Origin of the sequence: Allocatenococcus thiocycli (assembly GCF_921292965.1) — a bacterium.
Lineage (GTDB): Bacteria > Pseudomonadota > Gammaproteobacteria > Enterobacterales > Vibrionaceae > Vibrio > Vibrio natriegens.
On sequence record NZ_CAKLCK010000045.1, the window covers coordinates 158973 to 174808 of the forward strand.

The window sequence follows — 15836 nt, forward strand, 5'->3', positions numbered from 1 at the left end:
TATTAACTAACTGTTTCCTTTAAGCGCGGGCGTCATTCACGAGCTCGATGACTTTATCGAAGGATACATTGGCCATCGCGCCATATCCGGATTTTTTTGTCGCTTTAAGTTGGCTGATAAGCGGTGTGCTAATCCCACATAGGAACCGGGCAACTGCCTCATTGCTGATGGTGGTCGGAGACAATTGTACAAACTCCTTCACCCAGGATACGACCTGTTCATGTTCTGGTGGTTCATTTGACTGAGCCGGAAACACCGCGACTTGACCACGGCAAACAGAGCAATGACCGCACTCTGTAGGCGCGTTGTGATCAGCAAAATAGTGTGCCAACTGATAGCTTAAGCACTCTGATGATTGAAATAAGCCCAACATCGTATGAATACGCTCGATATCTTTGCGCTCTTTAGATTGAAACAGCTCGTAAAGATGTTGTTCCAGCGTCTCTGAGCTTTGTTGAGTCGGAAGAACCGCGTACACATCGGTTAACTGTTTGCTCTCCAGTTCAATCCATCCGTTTTGATGGAAATAATCCAGTGCCGCGACCACACGGCTTCGTTCTGATTGATAGTGCATCCAGAGTGCGTCTAAATCTACCTGACACCATACTTTGGCTTTTGTTGAGCAAGTGAAAATGGCTTCTACAAACTGGCGTCGTTCCCCTTGAAACTGATTAAGAATAAATTGCTGATTTTGGAGAAACTTGAAGCGATATTCAGCAAAGTAGCTGTATTTGGCCTCGATAACTTTTTCTAATTCCAGATACACCAAGAGTGTTTTTAGCGGTAACTGGCGTATATTGCTGTCGCGAGACAGGCGCAGTGGCACGACTTCCCACTGAGGAGTGTGTTCACGCGCTTGCTCTAATACATAGCTGATGGAGGTACGTTCAGGGGTGTCACCATAGACAAAGTTCTCCAGTACCGTCAGACCAGATGTATTACCAAGTAAAATACATTCAGAGCGTTGACCATCACGTCCGGCTCGACCAATTTCCTGTGCGTAGTTCTCGATTGATTTCGGCAGGTCGAAGTGAATCACACGGCGGATATCCGATTTGTCCACGCCCATACCAAAGGCAATCGTTGCGACAATACAGTCGATTTGGCTATCCATAAACTGCTGCTGAATTTTTTCCCGGACGTCACTCTTCATTCCAGCATGATAAGCATGGGCGTTAATGCCTATGTGAATTAGCGATTTTGCCACCTGCTCAGCTGTTTGTTGTTGAGTCACATAGACAATGGTTGGCAAGGTAGGCTGGGTGGCCACGATAGTATTTAGCTGAGTCTGTTTTTCTGATTCATGGCATGGCACCACTGAAATATCTAAGTTGGGACGATAGAAGCCCGTAACGGTAATATGTTCACTGGCGATATTGAATTTCTGCTGCATATCGTCAATAACGGCGGGTGTTGCTGTAGCGGTAAGCAGCAAGGATTGGGAAATGTTCAGTTCTCGCTGATATTGCGGCAATTTCAGGTAATCAGGGCGAAAGTTATGCCCCCATTCGGAAATACAGTGTGCTTCGTCTACCACCATTAATGATATTGGGATCTGACGGATAAACTCACGGAAGCGTTCATTCTTGAGTCGCTCCACTGAAATCATCAGAATTTTTATCTGGCCGTTTTTCACGCCGGCCATGACTTGCTGAGACTCTTCCCGACTTTGGCTACTATCAATGGATGCTGCCGAAATGCCTCTACTTTGTAAAAAGCTAAGTTGGTCTTTCATTAGGGCAAGTAGGGGAGAGATCACCAAAGTAAGGTTTGGCAGCTGAGTTGCGGGTAGCTGATAACAAAGTGATTTACCGGAACCTGTCGGAAAGATTGCCGCTGCTGAGTTACCATTCATCACGGCTTCAATGACAGGTTGTTGGCCTGAGCGTAATGAGTCAAAACCAAACACAGATTGAAGTGTTTGCTGCAACGGAATACTTTGCATAATAGGTAAACCTTCCTTTGATGATAAACTAGGGCACAATACCATAATCTTTGTGCTAAAAGTGCGTCTTAAAAGTATGAACAAAGCAGAGTTAGTCCAAATAATCATTCAAAAGCTGGAAGAAAAACTTCAGGTTGCACACGCTTCTACTCAGAGAGCTATTGATGCCGCGACGGATGAAGAAACGGTACCAGAACACAAGTACGACACTTTGGCGTTGGAGGCTTCCTATCTTGCTCATGGTCAGGCAATGCGAGTTCAGGAGAGTGAAGAAGAATTGCGCCAGTACCGTTCGCTAGTGGTTAAAGACTTTACAGACGCACCGATTGGCGTCGGAGCTGTCGTCTTACTGGAAGACGATGACTTGACTGAAAAGTGCTTTTTCATCGGCCCTTGCTCAGGTGGGTTAACCGTTGAGTGGCAAGGTAAACAAGTTTTTGTCTTAACGGCGAAGTCCCCGCTAGGTCGAGCACTCATGGGGAAAGAAGAGGGCGATGATGTCAATATTAAAATTGCCGACAAAACAATTAGTTATGCTGTGGTGACGGTTTTCTGACATCAAATCTATAACCCAGTGTTATGTTTAACAGTAGTAAAGTTGGATAAAAGAGAAAGACATGAAGAAACTGCTTACACTTTCATTGCTGGTAGTGAGTGCTTCTGGCTACTCAGCGCAGTGTCGTGTGGACATCAATAATGAAGTTCGCCTGGATGGACAGAGTTTGGAAATTCATCAGACTACTGGTGATAGTGCAGTTGTCGATGAAGATAACAACCTGTTTATTAAAGGGGAGCAAGTCGAACTTGATTCTGACCAGAAAGCCGCGCTTGAAGGTTATCGAGAGAAAATGAACGCTTACATCCCTCAGGCTAAACAATTGGCGAGTGATGGTTTAGAGCTGGCGAATGCCATCATCGATGATGTCGCGGCGAGTCTGGATGCACCTGACGCTTTTGACAACGTAAAAGCATCGGTCAAAACATTTTTTGAAGACGTAGAATCGCGCTACTACAAAGACGGTGACTTTATTTTGCCTGCTGAAAGTTTTGAATCGATGACTCAAAGCTGGACGGACGATTTTGCTAAAGCTCAGGAAATCTTCAACAAAGAGTTTTTGGGAAGTGCGTTTGAAGCGTTGTCGAAAAAGATGCAAGAAGAAGACGGGCTTAATCTGACGGCGCTGTCAGAAAGTATGACGGAGTTAAGTGCAAAAGTTGAACAACGTATCAATGAGCACTCGCAAGGTATAGAGCAGAAAGCGGAAGAGTTGTGTGACTCACTCGATGATATGGCCGCTCAGGAGGATAACGTCCTGAAGAAAATCCCAGAGCTGAAAGATTACCGAGTCTTTACGATTTAGCCTCTGAACATAACCAAAGAGAGCGACATTGTGCGCTCTTTTGCTATATGGGCATTTAAACCATCACATAGCTGACGTTTTATTGAACGTTCTGCTAGGTGATCTCTGAGCATCAAATGCCTCACTACGACAAACTTTGGGATGTACGTAATATTTTACAAACTGAATTTCTTCTGATCGTTCTTGTTGTCGAGTATTTAACCTACTTGCTCTTGCTGATTAGTTGATATTTCTATAATGTACTAGCCAACTAGTTCATTGATGTATTGTGTGAGTGGTATGACACAACAAAATTCTTCTCAGCCTCGTGAGCATTTTGGCTCTCGTCTCGGATTCATTTTAGCTGCAGCAGGTGCGGCCGTGGGTCTGGGCAATATTTGGGGCTTTCCAACGCAGGCTGCCAGCAATGGTGGTGGTGCATTCTTGTTAGTTTACTTGGTGATGATTCTAATCGTCGCTTTCCCGATGCTTGTGGTTGAAATGGCGATTGGTCGTCATGGTCAGGCAAACCCAGTCGATAGCATGCGTGCGTTGACTCATAACCCTGTCGCTAAGAAATTTGGTGGTCTGGTTGGTTGGATCGGTCTGAGTGTACCAAGCGCGGTATTAGCGTTTTACTCCATTGTTGGCGGTTGGTTGATCTGCTTTTTACTTGGTGCGATCACTGACATCATGGGCTTGGTAGAAGTGACTGCTTGGTTCAAAGGATTCAGTGTAGAGCGCAACCTGTTCGGTACGATTACTTTTTATGTTCTCACCGTTTTGATCGTACAGGGTGGCGTTAAAGAAGGTATCGAAAAATGGTCAACGCGTTTGATGCCTGCACTGTTTGTGCTGTTTGGCTTGCTGTTTGTGTACATCATGACACAAAACGGTGCAATGGAAGGCCTTAAGCATTACCTGGTACCGGACTTTGAAAAAGTTTGGGACAGAAAGCTTATCTTGGCTGCAATGGGGCAGGGTTTCTTCTCACTGACCATTGGTGGCTGTTCGATGCTGATTTACGGTTCTTACTTAAGCAAAAAAGAGAACCTGCCTAAAATGGCGATGAACGTGACTCTAGTAGATACCGCCGTAGCATTTATCGCTGGTCTGGTCGTTATGCCTGCGATGTTCGTAGCGATGCAGAAAGGTGTTCAGATTTACGCGGATGATGGCTCGTTGCTTAGCTCGGATACCTTGGTATTTACGGTATTACCATTGATGTTTGATAGCTTGGGCCTCCTTGGCCAGTTGTTCTCAATCGTGTTCTTCTTATTGCTGACAATTGCTGCGCTGACATCATCTATTTCTATGCTTGAGTGTCCGGTAGCGCTGGTCAGTGAACGCTTTAATACCAAACGCAGCGGAACCAGCTGGGTTCTTGGCGGCTTGATTGCTCTTTTCAGTGTCGTGATTGTTTATAACTTCGGCGCTATGTTTGGCTTGGTAGCAACCGTGGCGACTCAGTACTTACAACCAACGGCGGCGTTACTGTTCTGTCTGTTTGGTGGCTGGGTATGGAGCCGTAACTCGAAGATTAAAGAGCTTGAACAAGGCTTCCCAGAGTTTACTATAGGCTGGTTTGGTAAAGTATGGCCAGCTTACGTGAAGTTTGTTTGTCCAGTGCTTGTGGCTACCGTTATCTGGGCTTCATTCGGATAATCGACTGATTCAGAGATAAAAGAAAAGGGCTTGATGATTGTTCATCAAGCCCTTTTTGTATTCTTTCGGTTAGCTAACGTATTAACGGAACTGACCAGCTTCCGGAAGGAAATCAAAACCTGCAGTTGCCAGCTTTGCTTCCAGCGCTGTACGGTCTATATCAAAGAAAGCCACTAGCTTATCCAAATCGCCGCCAAAGTCATCACGTAGCTTCATGTTGACGATGCTCATCAGCATCACAGGATCCATAGACTCAAAATTCGCTAGATTCATTACTTATCCTCAAAATCAGAAATCAGTAAGTTTGCCGCGGCAAATGCTGCAGCTTCACGAGTTTCTTGCGGTAATGACTCGTTTGCAGCAACGTCATTCAACGCTTTTACTGCACAAGAAATTGCTTGTGGCACATAAGCTTGATCGCCACTGCCGATTTGAGCGTAAAGCTCACGAACTAGTTCACAACAGCCGTATACTTGCATTACATAATCCTTAAAAGTGATAACTGCTCTCAAATATACACATAGCCGATTTGAAACTCAAAGCAGAGACTTGTCTTGCCTCAATTAGTTGTTCGCATTGAGCATGGATTAATCAAAGGTGGTTCATGGGGGGCTATAGGTATAAAAAAGGGCAGACCGAAGCCAACCCTTTCTAACAACAAGATTTGTTTAGAACTTATTGTAGTTGAGCTTTAATGTGCTCAACAATATCAGCCATTGCTACGGCTATTTTCTCACCACTACGACGATTCTTGTACTCGAAGTTGCCTTCTTTCATTGAACGATCGCCAATGATGATCGTGTGCGGTACGCCTAGTAGCTCCATATCAGAGAACATTACGCCCGGACGCTCTTTACGGTCATCAAACAGTACTTCAACACCCATAGCGGTCAGTTCTGCGTACAGCTTCTCAGCCGCTTCTTTCACTTCTTCTGACTTGTGCATGTTCATTGGTACGATTGCTACCTGGAACGGCGCAAGCGCGTCTGGCCAGATGATACCGTACTTATCGTGGTTCTGTTCAATAGCAGCAGCAACTACGCGAGTAACACCAATGCCGTAACAGCCCATCTCCAGAATAACGTTTTTACCGTCTGGACCAAGCACGCCACAGTTCATCTTCTCAGAGTAGTTCTTGCCTAGCTGGAAGATGTGGCCAACTTCGATACCACGTTTAAGCTGTAGAGTACCTTTACCACATGGGCTTGGGTCACCTTCAACCACGTTACGTAGATCTTCAACTTGGCCAAGCTCAACGTCACGACCCCAGTTAATACCGAAGTAGTGTTTATCGTCGATGTTAGCACCGCCAGCGAAGTCACTCATTACCGCTACGCTGCGATCAACGATGAATGGCAGTTTAAGGCCAACCGGACCAAGTGAACCTGGACCTGCGCCAACAAGAGCACGAATCTCTTCTTCTGTTGCCATTTCTAATGGAGCAGCAACTTGTGGAAGGTTTTCTGCTTTTACCTCGTTAAGTTCGTGGTCACCACGTACGAGTAGGGCAATGATCGGTGCATCAACTTCATCAGACGCTTTAACGAATAGTGTCTTGATGGTTTTTTCGATCGCAAGACCGTGTTGTTCTACCAGCTGTGCGATGGTTTTCGCATCTGGTGTGTCTACCAGTGTCATTTCTTGAGTTGGCGCTGGCGCTGAGTCCGCAGGTGCCAAAGCTTCTGCTTTTTCAAGGTTCGCTGCGTAGTCTGACTCAGTAGAGAAGGCGATAAGGTCTTCACCACTTTCAGCCAGTACGTGGAACTCTTGAGAGCCGCTACCACCAATTGCACCGCTATCTGCAAGTACAGGACGGTAATCCAGACCCATACGGTCAAAGGCTTTACAGTAAGCATCGTGCATTGCGTCGTATGACTTTTGCAGACCTTCTTTGTCGATGTCGAAGCTGTAGGCATCCATCATAGAGAATTCACGAGAACGCATTACGCCAAAGCGTGGGCGTCGTTCATCACGGAATTTAGTCTGGATTTGGTACAGGTTCAAAGGAAGCTGCTTGTATGAGCTTACTTCGTTACGTACCAAGCTGGTGATCACTTCTTCAGCGGTCGGGCTAAGAACAAACGGACGTTCATGGCGGTCAGTAAAGCGAAGCAGTTCAGGACCCATTTTCTCGCTGCGGCCTGTCTCTTCCCAAAGTTCAAACGGCTGAACAACGGGCATCAAAGTTTCGATTGCACCTGCATTGTCGATTTCTTGACGAACGATGTTTTCGACTTTACGCATTACACGTAGACCAGTAGGTAGCCAGGTGTATAGACCTGAAGCCAGCTTACGGATCATACCTGCACGTAGCATGAGCTGGTGGCTCACTACTTCTGCGTCGTTTGGAGTCTCCTTCAGAGTAGAAAGAAGATAATTACTGGTACGCATTAAATTTATCCGTTTATTTAAGTTAATTACTCATGTCAGTGCTGACGAGAGTATGGAAGTCCCACAATGGGAAATTTGTTAGCCCCCTATAATATCAGCCAATTGGCTTTGTCAAAAGCTTTCGATCGCGGTAACCGTTATTAAGTTGTCCTTAACCGTAAACTTGACGTTTAAATCGAACAAATTTACCGCATATTCTTTGCTGTCTGGCTTGTTTTTCTTGTACGCCGGACGAGGATCCTGCGCTAAGACTTGTTCGATCACTGACAGTACATTATCGCTATTGGATTGCTTTTTCACCATTGCTAACGCTTGTGATGAGAGAGCTTGCGAAGAAAAAGTAACAGGCAATTTTTCTGGTTCTTCTCCCGCATAACCACCTTGCGCATCTGGAATTGAATCCGAGTAGGGGATATAGGGCTTAATGTCGATAATCGGTGTGCCATCAACTAAATCAACACTGCCTAGCTCCAGGTAGATTTGGTCACCTTGCTTGATCACGCCTTTTACTTCCACGGCTGACATACCGATGCCATTTGGTCGAAAAGTCGATCGAGAAGCAAACACGCCCACTCTTTCGTTGCCGCCTAGACGTGGTGGTCTGACTGTCGGTTTCCAGCCTGCCTCTAAATTTTGATCGAAGAGAAACAGCAACCACACATGAGAAAACTGCTCCAATCCTCTGACCGCTTCTGGGCTATTTGCGTCGCCTAATAGTTTTACTCTTGCTTTTGCGGCGGGAACCAAACGTGGCTGGCGAGGAACCGCGAATTTTTCTTTATATGGAGTTTCAATGATGCCGATTGGCTCAATGGAATACATAGTGGACATCTTTAAGTATCTTCACGCAAAAACTATTAATGCAGAAAGTACCACAAATTTCTCTTGCATTTCTTTTTGAGAATAGTTATTAATTAAAATGTTATAACATAACATTAAATCTCAAAAGGAAAACACGATGAAACCAGGTATCCACCCTGAATATCGCCCAGTGGTATTCCACGACACCAGCGTAGATAAATATTTTGTTGTTGGTTCAACCCTTAAAACTGACCGAACCATCGAATGGGAAGACGGTAAAACGTACCCGTACATGACTTTGGATGTGTCGTCAGCATCTCATCCGTATTACACGGGCAAACAGCGTGTGGTTCAGGCTGAAGGACGTATTGCTAACTTCAATCGTCGTTTTGGGCAATTTACTAAAGAATAAGGAGAAAAACATGAAAGTGGTTAAATCATTAAAGAGTGCGAAAAGCCGTCATCCAGATTGCCAAATAGTGAAACGAAGAGGGCGTCTGTACGTTATTTGTAAAACGAACCCTAGATTCAAGGCCGTACAGAAGTAGCAATATATTATCTCGGTTGATTATGGTTTTGTTTAATTGATAGTGTTGAGTTATCTGTTTTATATGGATGAAATATCTGCATTTTTAATATTAAGTGGTCAAATGTTTGTCTATTAGTTACACTTTGTAACGTTTTTGACTTTGAATTGACTCTTTACTCAAGTACCCTTCGCTCGCTTTTTGACAACTTTGTCACATTTGCATAGGAATAAAAACAAGGAGGGAACAGATGAGTTCATCTGCTTCAATTAAACAAAACACGCCTAAAAAGCCGCTGTTTACGCGCTTTTTGGATACTGTCGAATATTTGGGGAACCTTTTACCCCACCCGATTACACTATTTGCCATTTTCTGTTTAGCCATTTTGGTGATGTCGGGCATAGCTGGTTACTTCGAAGTTTCAGTTATGGACCCTCGTCCAGAGGGTGCAAGTGGTCGTTCCGCAGACGGTATGATTCACGTTGTCAGCTTACTTAACGCTGATGGTCTACAACTTATCGTTACTAACCTAGTGAAAAACTTTGTTGGTTTCGCACCGTTAGGTACAGTACTTGTAGCAATGCTTGGCGTTGCAATTGCAGAATACTCAGGCCTACTTTCAGCAGCGATGCGTGGTCTTGTAATGGGCGCTTCTCAGCGCATGGTTACAGTAACGGTCGTTTTTGCTGGTATCATTTCTAACACAGCATCAGAGCTTGGCTACGTGGTACTGATTCCACTGGCTGCAATGCTTTTCCACTCATTAGGTCGTCATCCTCTTGCTGGTCTTGCTGCTGCATTTGCTGGTGTATCCGGTGGTTACTCTGCAAACCTACTTATCGGTACGGTCGATCCACTGCTTTCAGGTATCACTGAAACTGCAGCTCAAATGATCGATCCAAACTACACAGTAGGCCCAGAAGTAAACTGGTACTTCATGTTTGTCTCTACTTTCTTTATTGCAGGCATGGGTGCATTTGTTACTGAGAAAATCGTTGAGCCAAAACTTGGCAAATACAACGAAGAAGAAGCCTCAGAAGATCTGTCTAAAGACAAAATGGGTGGCCTGACAGACCTAGAAAAGAAAGGTCTGAAACTGGCAGGTATTGCAATTCTGGCAGTATCAGCACTATTGGCTTGGACAATCGTTCCAGAAGACGGCGTTCTACGCTCTGACGCAGGTACTATTGCTGGTTCACCATTCCTGAAAAGTATCGTTGCTTTCATCTTTGTATTCTTTGCTATCCCTGGCTTTGTATACGGTAAAGTTGTAGGCACGATGAAAACTGACCGCGATGTTATCGATGCGATGTCTAAATCTATGTCTTCTATGGGCATGTACATCGTACTGGTATTCTTTGCAGCGCAGTTTGTTGCTTTCTTTAAATGGACGAACTTTGGTCAGGTATTCGCAGTTGCGGGTGCAGACTTCCTGCAAAGCATCGGTCTGACTGGTCCAATGTTGTTCTTCGCATTCATTCTAATGTGTGGCTTCATCAACCTGATGATCGGTTCTGCATCGGCACAGTGGGCTGTAACAGCGCCAATCTTCGTACCAATGCTTATGCTAGTGGGTTACGCACCTGAAACTATTCAGGCTGCTTACCGTATCGGTGACTCGACAACCAACATCATCACACCAATGATGAGTTACTTTGGTTTGATTCTAGCGGTTGCAACTCGCTACATGAAGAATCTAGGTATCGGTACGTTAATCGCGACCATGCTACCTTACTCAATCTGCTTTATCGTAGGTTGGAGTGTGCTGTTCTACCTATGGGTATTCGTATTTGGTCTACCAGTAGGTCCAGGCGCGGCAACTTACTACACGCCGTAATAAAAAGCACCTCACACAGCTCCAAAAAAAGCCTGCGAACTTCGCAGGCTTTCTTCGTTTTGGACGTTTGGTTAACGCTTGGCGAGAATTCTATCTAAGTGATTGGCAAATTCTCGGCGTTCAGTTTGTGACAGTGAAGCGGGACCACCGGTTTGGATACCACTAGAACGCATGGTGTCCATAAAATCACGAATGTTGAGGCGTGCTTTAATGGTGTCTTTGGTGTAAAGCTCTCCACGAGAACTCAATGCCAGTGCGCCCTTGGTTATCACTTCATCGGCGAGTGGGATATCGGAGGTGATCACCAAATCATTGGCTTCCACTCGTCTCACAATTTCGTTGTCGGCAATATCAAAGCCTGCCGGTACTTGAAGCGAATGAATATTTGCTCTTTTCGGAACCGGAACAATGTGGTTAGCGACAAAAGTGCATTCAACACCAGTGCGTTCTGCTGCGCGAACAATGGTCTCTCGAATGACCTTTGGGCAAGCATCTGCGTCTACCCAAAGCTTCATGATTTTTTCTCGCCTAGTTTGTTTTCTAGCGCTTCAATACGTGCCGTCAATTGTGCGATTGTATTTTCAAGCGTAGTCAGACGTTCTTCTTCCGATGTTTTTTGTGCGGCGATTTCAATTTTTGGAACACGATTAGCGCTCTTCCAGCTCTTAAGCGCAGTGATGAGTGCAGGCATAGGGACTGGCGTTTTCATGCGTGCTTTAACTAGAGCCACACTCGGTTCTTTGCCCTCTTGTTGGAGCTGTTCCATTACCGTTTCCAGTTCTTTAGTGACGTCTTGGGTTAACATTTTCAATCCTTAACAACGATATTGTTATCATCATACGTCGAGCGGCTACATTTAGCGAATGGCAATTTGGATCGCATCTTGTGAGAGATCTCTTACAAGCGGTGTGAGAGAAAACGATTTCTTTAGCAGATAAACAGAAAGACCTTGTTGTAATGCATTGATATATTTGATTTTAACTTTTATTTAACAATTGAGTTCTGAAAAAATGTTAGTGGGCATGATTGTGATTGCAAAAGAAAAGAGTAAATTAAACCTTGTCAGCAGGATGCAGACACGGAACAGGAAAGCAACACGGATTGGTTGTCGTCAGGAAGACGTTTTGGTCACTTGGGATGAGTGAACAAGCACGGAGCACTGGACATTGTACGGACACAATCATCAATAGGATGTTGATGACTAAGGATAGACAATGGACCCCTCATAGGATTGAGGCAGGACAGCATCAGGACGATGCAATGGACACCGCTCAAGGAACAAGTGAAGTGCGCTAACGGGGAATGTTGGCTATCAGGATTGATAAGGACACCGCTAGGACGGCGACGAAGGACAGGACTGATGGATTCAGTCACTATTATGGATGATGCATGGAGCATTATTTAGTAGCCGGACTGCTGCGAGTAAGATCATGACCCCGATACTTTTGTGTCGGGGTTTTTCTTGTTTAAAGTAAATGCTTTAAATTTGGTCAGTTTGACGTCATTGGTGAGAAGAGGCGATTAATTGCGCTCGAATGGCTGATACAACCAAAAATAAGGAAGTCGTTAAGAACTGACAACATTGTCAGACGATTCCTACATGGCATTTAGTGACTTTAATAAAATTATTATCATAAGATAAGAACAATATAATAATAAATTGCAATTCAACATGTTGTTAATTAAGCAATTATCGAATAGTGCCCATTCCAATCAGTTGGTTTACTTTTGGCTTTTCTACAAAGTTTTATGCCCCGCAGGTGATGAATCGTATCTTTAGAATACGCGATATGCGGGTATTTTTGGTTTGTTGCAATCAAGGAAATGATGTGGCCATAGTGACCAGAAGAATGCTTCTTCTACCCTACGATGAGTCGTTACAACTCGAGTTTGTAATGCTTAACTGCTGCGCAAAAAACCGCGCCGAAATGAACGGTCCGCATACTGTAGCGTCTGCTAAACAACTATTTGAAAAAATACTGGATGATAGAAATATTTATAGTCTGGCTGTACTCGAAAGTTCCAGCCGTGATTATATGGGGCATATCTTTATTTCTCAGCTCGACTCTGAGCCAGAGCTAGGATTTATCTTTGATAAAGCTTACTGGGGGAAAGGGTTAGCGACAGAAGCGCTGAAGGCTTTCTTCCCGAAAGCTTGTCGAGAGTTAGGCCTGCACAAAGTTACCGCAAATGTTAATAGTGGCCATCACGCTTCATTGGCTGTTTTGGAAAAACTTGGTTTTGTTGTCACCCGCGAAAGTAAGGACTTATACGGTCCTTACTTTGAAATGACCTTTACAAGCGATGAGGCGGTAGGTGAAAGCTCTGCGGCCTGAAACCAACCATAGTCAATTCCCCTTGGTAGCAGTCATCGCCAAGGGATGAAAACTCAAATTGATACACAGTATGCCAACGCCAGAGTCCACCTGGCGTTTTTAGTTTATGCGCACCAAAAGCGATGCTCACCAATTGGAGATCCAACTGATCACATTTCCGTGTTATTGCTGCTTTTGCCAGTTCAGATTGACGGCGCTGTTGCCAAAATAGAAAACAGAAAAAGCACAGTCCTAATATTGCCAGTAGATCTCCTATCATCCCTAATCCTTTATTAACCCTTTGTCGCTTGCTGTAAATTGACGAGCGCACGCGTCAACTCTTCGGATGGACTGGAATGCAGCAATGGCAGAAATACCATTCTCAGTTCTGGCAGCATAACTAAATCAGCAAACAGTTGATTAAAAAGGGTTTGATTGCCAGTTTGAGCAAGACGTAGTAAGAATTGTTCTGCGATTTCTGCGTCGGCTAGCAAATGCCAAGTACGTCCTGCAATACCAATCAGTACTTCTTGGTGGCTGAGACGAGGGCTTTGCAGAATCGCTTTTAATACAGGAAGAGCTATGTTTGTAGGTGCTCCTGCTAATGCTCGAATGAGTGCAGACAGCAAGAATAGATCGGGTTCGTTGCTCTCTATTTCTTTGTGTGCTTTTTCAGCGATACGCTCTGCAAGACGCTCTTGAAGGTCTACGTGTTCTAGTGCCCCTAACAGTGCATACAAAGGCTCGTTTGGTAGATGGTGAATGGCTTTGCGCAGGGCTACGGCATTTTGTTCTTTGCCTAAGCGAGCAGCCATGTCGGTAATACCTTGCAGGCCGACAGTTTGCCAGTTTTCCCAGCCAAGACCACCAGAGAAATAGTGCTGTGTATGTTCGTAATACTGGCTGGTTGGCAGATCCAAACTAGAGCGAATTAAGCTATGGAATACCGCCATTTTGTCTTCAGAAGGCTTGAAGGTGTATGGGTTATTGGACAGCTTTTGTTGCTGATCTTCAGACATATCGTCACTCAGACGCGTCCCCATCGCTTCAACCACGTATTTTATGAAGTTACCAATATCAGACTGCTTCAATAGGCCGCGTTCATCGAGCTCGAACTTAAGAAACCAAATCCAAGGTTGCTTTTGCTCATTCCAGTAAGCGATGGCCAGATGTGCTTTGCGCTGCATCGGGAAAGGGTACGGGCACTGTCCTTTTTCCACATCGGCAAAGACTTGTGGCTCAATGGCCTTGATGCGACGACCAAGGTCGAAGATTTGATAATCACAGTTGCTGTTGTGCAGCAATTGAGTGAGGGTCTGAATGTTTTCCATTAAATACGACGTCCTAACGTTCTTTTCACAAGAGATGGTATCATTCTCGGCTAATTCAAGGTTCGATATGTAAAAGTTAATGACTACAAGCACAAAATTGGCGGAATTACTTCACCAACTTGAAGGGCAACTGCACAAGCACCAACTTTGGCAACAAACGATGCCATCGCCACAAGCATTACAAAGTGTAGAGCCGTTTGCGATAGATACCCTTCATCCACATGAATGGTTACAGTGGATATTTATTGCCCGAATGCGCGTTTTGGTTGAAAGTAACCAGCCTTTGCCACGTGGTTTTTCAATTGAACCCTATTTTTCAGAGGTGTGGAAACAAGAGCCGCAATACGCTGAGCTATTGGTCACCATCCGAACTATCGACGAACTATGTAAGTAACCTCAATGTCAGAACAAGAAACATCACAAGCCGTTTCTCCAGTAGAATTGGAGATTGTTTTTCAAGATGAATACTTTGTAGCGGTGAACAAGCCTGCCGGTATGCTGGTACATCGTAGTTGGTTAGACAAACACGAAACCCAGTTCGTCATGCAAACGTTGCGTGATCAAATTGGCCAGCACGTTTTTCCTCTGCACCGTTTAGATCGACCAACGTCTGGAGTACTAGTGTTCGCACTTTCCAGTGAGATCGCATCTCAAGTGATGCCGATGTTTGCTGAGCATAAAATGGAAAAAACCTATCATGCCATCGTGCGCGGCTGGATTGAGGAAGAGGGCGTTTTAGATTATGCGCTTAAAGTCGAATTGGATAAAATTGCGGACAAGTTCGCTTCTCAGGAAAAAGAAGCGCAAGAAGCTGTCACAGCTTATAAACCTCTGGCAAAAGTTGAAGTGCCGTACTCTACCGGGAAGTTTCCAACCACGCGCTATTGTCTAGTGGAAATGAAACCCAAAACGGGACGTAAGCACCAGCTTCGTCGTCATATGGCCCACTTACGTCATCCGATAGTGGGTGACACTTCTCATGGTGATGGTAAGCACAACAAACTGTATCGAACTGAATTTGATTCTCACCGTTTGTTATTGCATGCATCAGAGCTTCGTTTTGTTCATCCGTTTACCAATGAAGAGATCGTGATGAAAGCGAATATCGATGAGACATGGCAGCAGTTATTTGCTCGATTTGAATGGGATGAAGGGCTTGTTAGTCCAAAGAGCTAACGGACTCGTTCATTCTTAAAAAACGAAAGAAAAAGGGGTTGGTGAACTTACCAACCCCTTTATTATTTTTATGTATTTCAATCGTTACTTGAGTTTTTCTAGATCCGCTTCGATCTCTGCGATCTTGCTTGATACGACTTTTTCTAAATGGCGAAGATCAGACAAGATTTTCTCTTTGACGTCGACTTCAGCCACTTTGGTTGGTTTAGTGATTTTATTCAGTTCGTCAATAACTAAAGTAAGGTTGCGATTGATTTCGGTGACTTCTTTGTATTGATGACTGCCACTGTCTACAAGTACATTTTTGATTTGGCGTGGGTATTTAAATTTGACACTTTTGGCGAAGAGCTCGCCTTTTTGTTTTTGGAAGTAGATTTTCAGCACATCTTTATGTGCCTCTTGACGAAGGGAATAACGTTCAATCTGTTTTGGGTCTTGAATGCCCAAACCAGTGAGGTGTGGAAACATAGGCTACCTCTATATACGGAAATGATACCAGTTTTACTTT

19 protein-coding genes are annotated in these 15836 nt (G+C 44.6%); 9 read left to right on the forward strand and 10 right to left on the reverse strand.

Going from position 1 to position 15836, the window contains the following annotated elements; all coding sequences use genetic code 11:
- Positions 1–19: 19 nt before the first annotated feature.
- Positions 20–1945, reverse strand: a complete 1926-nt coding sequence (locus L9Q40_RS19155) for a RecQ family ATP-dependent DNA helicase (RefSeq protein ID WP_498794239.1) — start codon at positions 1943–1945, stop codon at positions 20–22.
- Positions 1946–2021: 76 nt separating this feature from the next.
- On the opposite strand from L9Q40_RS19155, the gene L9Q40_RS19160 reads away from it, so the two are divergent.
- The 3 genes from L9Q40_RS19160 (at position 2022) to L9Q40_RS19170 (ending at position 4950) form a co-directional block, all read left to right on the forward strand.
- Positions 2022–2501, forward strand: a complete 480-nt coding sequence (locus L9Q40_RS19160) for a GreA/GreB family elongation factor (RefSeq protein WP_440878167.1) — start codon at positions 2022–2024, stop codon at positions 2499–2501.
- A 61-nt stretch (positions 2502–2562) separates the two neighbouring features.
- Positions 2563–3306: a YggN family protein gene (locus tag L9Q40_RS19165; protein WP_498794240.1), complete on the forward strand. Its 744-nt coding sequence runs from the start codon at positions 2563–2565 to the stop codon at positions 3304–3306.
- Positions 3307–3585: 279 nt separating this feature from the next.
- Positions 3586–4950 (forward strand): sodium-dependent transporter, encoded by a 1365-nt coding sequence (locus L9Q40_RS19170; RefSeq protein ID WP_263837316.1) that lies wholly within the window; start codon positions 3586–3588, stop codon positions 4948–4950.
- Positions 4951–5031: 81 nt separating this feature from the next.
- On the opposite strand, the gene L9Q40_RS19175 is transcribed toward L9Q40_RS19170, so the two are convergent.
- From L9Q40_RS19175 to tsaA, 4 genes are all read right to left on the reverse strand, one after another.
- Complete coding sequence (locus L9Q40_RS19175) at positions 5032–5223, reverse strand: DUF4250 domain-containing protein (RefSeq protein WP_015297152.1); 192 nt, start codon at positions 5221–5223, stop codon at positions 5032–5034.
- A complete protein-coding gene (locus L9Q40_RS19180) occupies positions 5223–5429 on the reverse strand; it encodes a YaeP family protein (RefSeq protein WP_014232780.1) in 207 nt (68 codons plus the stop codon). Before L9Q40_RS19180 ends, L9Q40_RS19175 begins: the two co-directional genes overlap by 1 nt.
- 196 nt (positions 5430–5625) lie before the next feature.
- Complete coding sequence (locus L9Q40_RS19185) at positions 5626–7341, reverse strand: proline--tRNA ligase (protein WP_329350418.1); 1716 nt, start codon at positions 7339–7341, stop codon at positions 5626–5628.
- A gap of 111 nt (positions 7342–7452) precedes the next feature.
- A complete protein-coding gene (tsaA, locus tag L9Q40_RS19190; RefSeq protein ID WP_498794254.1) occupies positions 7453–8163 on the reverse strand; it encodes a tRNA (N6-threonylcarbamoyladenosine(37)-N6)-methyltransferase TrmO in 711 nt (236 codons plus the stop codon).
- A 136-nt stretch (positions 8164–8299) separates the two neighbouring features.
- Here tsaA and L9Q40_RS19195 point away from each other — a divergent pair, with 136 nt between their 5' ends.
- The 3 genes from L9Q40_RS19195 to L9Q40_RS19205 all read left to right on the forward strand — a co-directional run bounded on the left by L9Q40_RS19195 (position 8300) and on the right by L9Q40_RS19205 (position 10506).
- Complete coding sequence (locus tag L9Q40_RS19195) at positions 8300–8554, forward strand: type B 50S ribosomal protein L31 (protein WP_020335158.1); 255 nt, start codon at positions 8300–8302, stop codon at positions 8552–8554.
- A gap of 10 nt (positions 8555–8564) precedes the next feature.
- Positions 8565–8690, forward strand: a complete 126-nt coding sequence (gene ykgO, locus L9Q40_RS19200; RefSeq protein ID WP_005380299.1) for a type B 50S ribosomal protein L36 — start codon at positions 8565–8567, stop codon at positions 8688–8690.
- A gap of 229 nt (positions 8691–8919) precedes the next feature.
- Positions 8920–10506 (forward strand): AbgT family transporter, encoded by a 1587-nt coding sequence (locus tag L9Q40_RS19205; protein ID WP_014232776.1) that lies wholly within the window; start codon positions 8920–8922, stop codon positions 10504–10506.
- A gap of 71 nt (positions 10507–10577) precedes the next feature.
- Here the strand turns inward: L9Q40_RS19205 and L9Q40_RS19210 are convergent, their stop codons facing one another.
- Positions 10578–11021: a YaiI/YqxD family protein gene (locus L9Q40_RS19210; protein ID WP_014232775.1), complete on the reverse strand. Its 444-nt coding sequence runs from the start codon at positions 11019–11021 to the stop codon at positions 10578–10580.
- Positions 11018–11311 (reverse strand): hypothetical protein, encoded by a 294-nt coding sequence (locus L9Q40_RS19215; protein WP_498794241.1) that lies wholly within the window; start codon positions 11309–11311, stop codon positions 11018–11020. Before L9Q40_RS19215 ends, L9Q40_RS19210 begins: the two co-directional genes overlap by 4 nt.
- A gap of 1045 nt (positions 11312–12356) precedes the next feature.
- On the opposite strand from L9Q40_RS19215, the gene L9Q40_RS19220 reads away from it, so the two are divergent.
- Positions 12357–12842, forward strand: coding sequence for a GNAT family N-acetyltransferase (locus tag L9Q40_RS19220; protein ID WP_020335154.1), 486 nt, complete (start codon positions 12357–12359; stop codon positions 12840–12842).
- Here L9Q40_RS19220 and L9Q40_RS19225 read toward each other — a convergent pair.
- Together L9Q40_RS19225 and L9Q40_RS19230 are read right to left on the reverse strand one after the other, a co-directional pair.
- A complete protein-coding gene (locus L9Q40_RS19225) occupies positions 12802–13101 on the reverse strand; it encodes a DUF3301 domain-containing protein (RefSeq protein ID WP_498794242.1) in 300 nt (99 codons plus the stop codon). The genes L9Q40_RS19220 and L9Q40_RS19225 overlap by 41 nt on opposite strands.
- Positions 13102–13114: 13 nt before the next feature.
- Positions 13115–14152: a DUF3549 family protein gene (locus L9Q40_RS19230; RefSeq protein WP_372377223.1), complete on the reverse strand. Its 1038-nt coding sequence runs from the start codon at positions 14150–14152 to the stop codon at positions 13115–13117.
- Between the two features lie 79 nt (positions 14153–14231).
- On the opposite strand from L9Q40_RS19230, the gene L9Q40_RS19235 reads away from it, so the two are divergent.
- Together L9Q40_RS19235 and truC are read left to right on the forward strand one after the other, a co-directional pair.
- Positions 14232–14546 carry a YqcC family protein gene (locus L9Q40_RS19235; protein ID WP_020335152.1) on the forward strand — a complete coding sequence of 105 codons (315 nt, stop codon included), beginning with the start codon at positions 14232–14234 and terminating at the stop codon, positions 14544–14546.
- Between the two features lie 5 nt (positions 14547–14551).
- On the forward strand, positions 14552–15328 hold the full coding sequence (truC, locus tag L9Q40_RS19240) for a tRNA pseudouridine(65) synthase TruC (RefSeq protein ID WP_498794243.1): 777 nt from the start codon (positions 14552–14554) through the stop codon (positions 15326–15328).
- 84 nt (positions 15329–15412) lie between these two features.
- Here the strand turns inward: truC and L9Q40_RS19245 are convergent, their stop codons facing one another.
- Positions 15413–15796 (reverse strand): DUF3461 family protein, encoded by a 384-nt coding sequence (locus L9Q40_RS19245; protein ID WP_014232767.1) that lies wholly within the window; start codon positions 15794–15796, stop codon positions 15413–15415.
- Between the last annotated feature and the right edge of the window lie 40 nt (positions 15797–15836).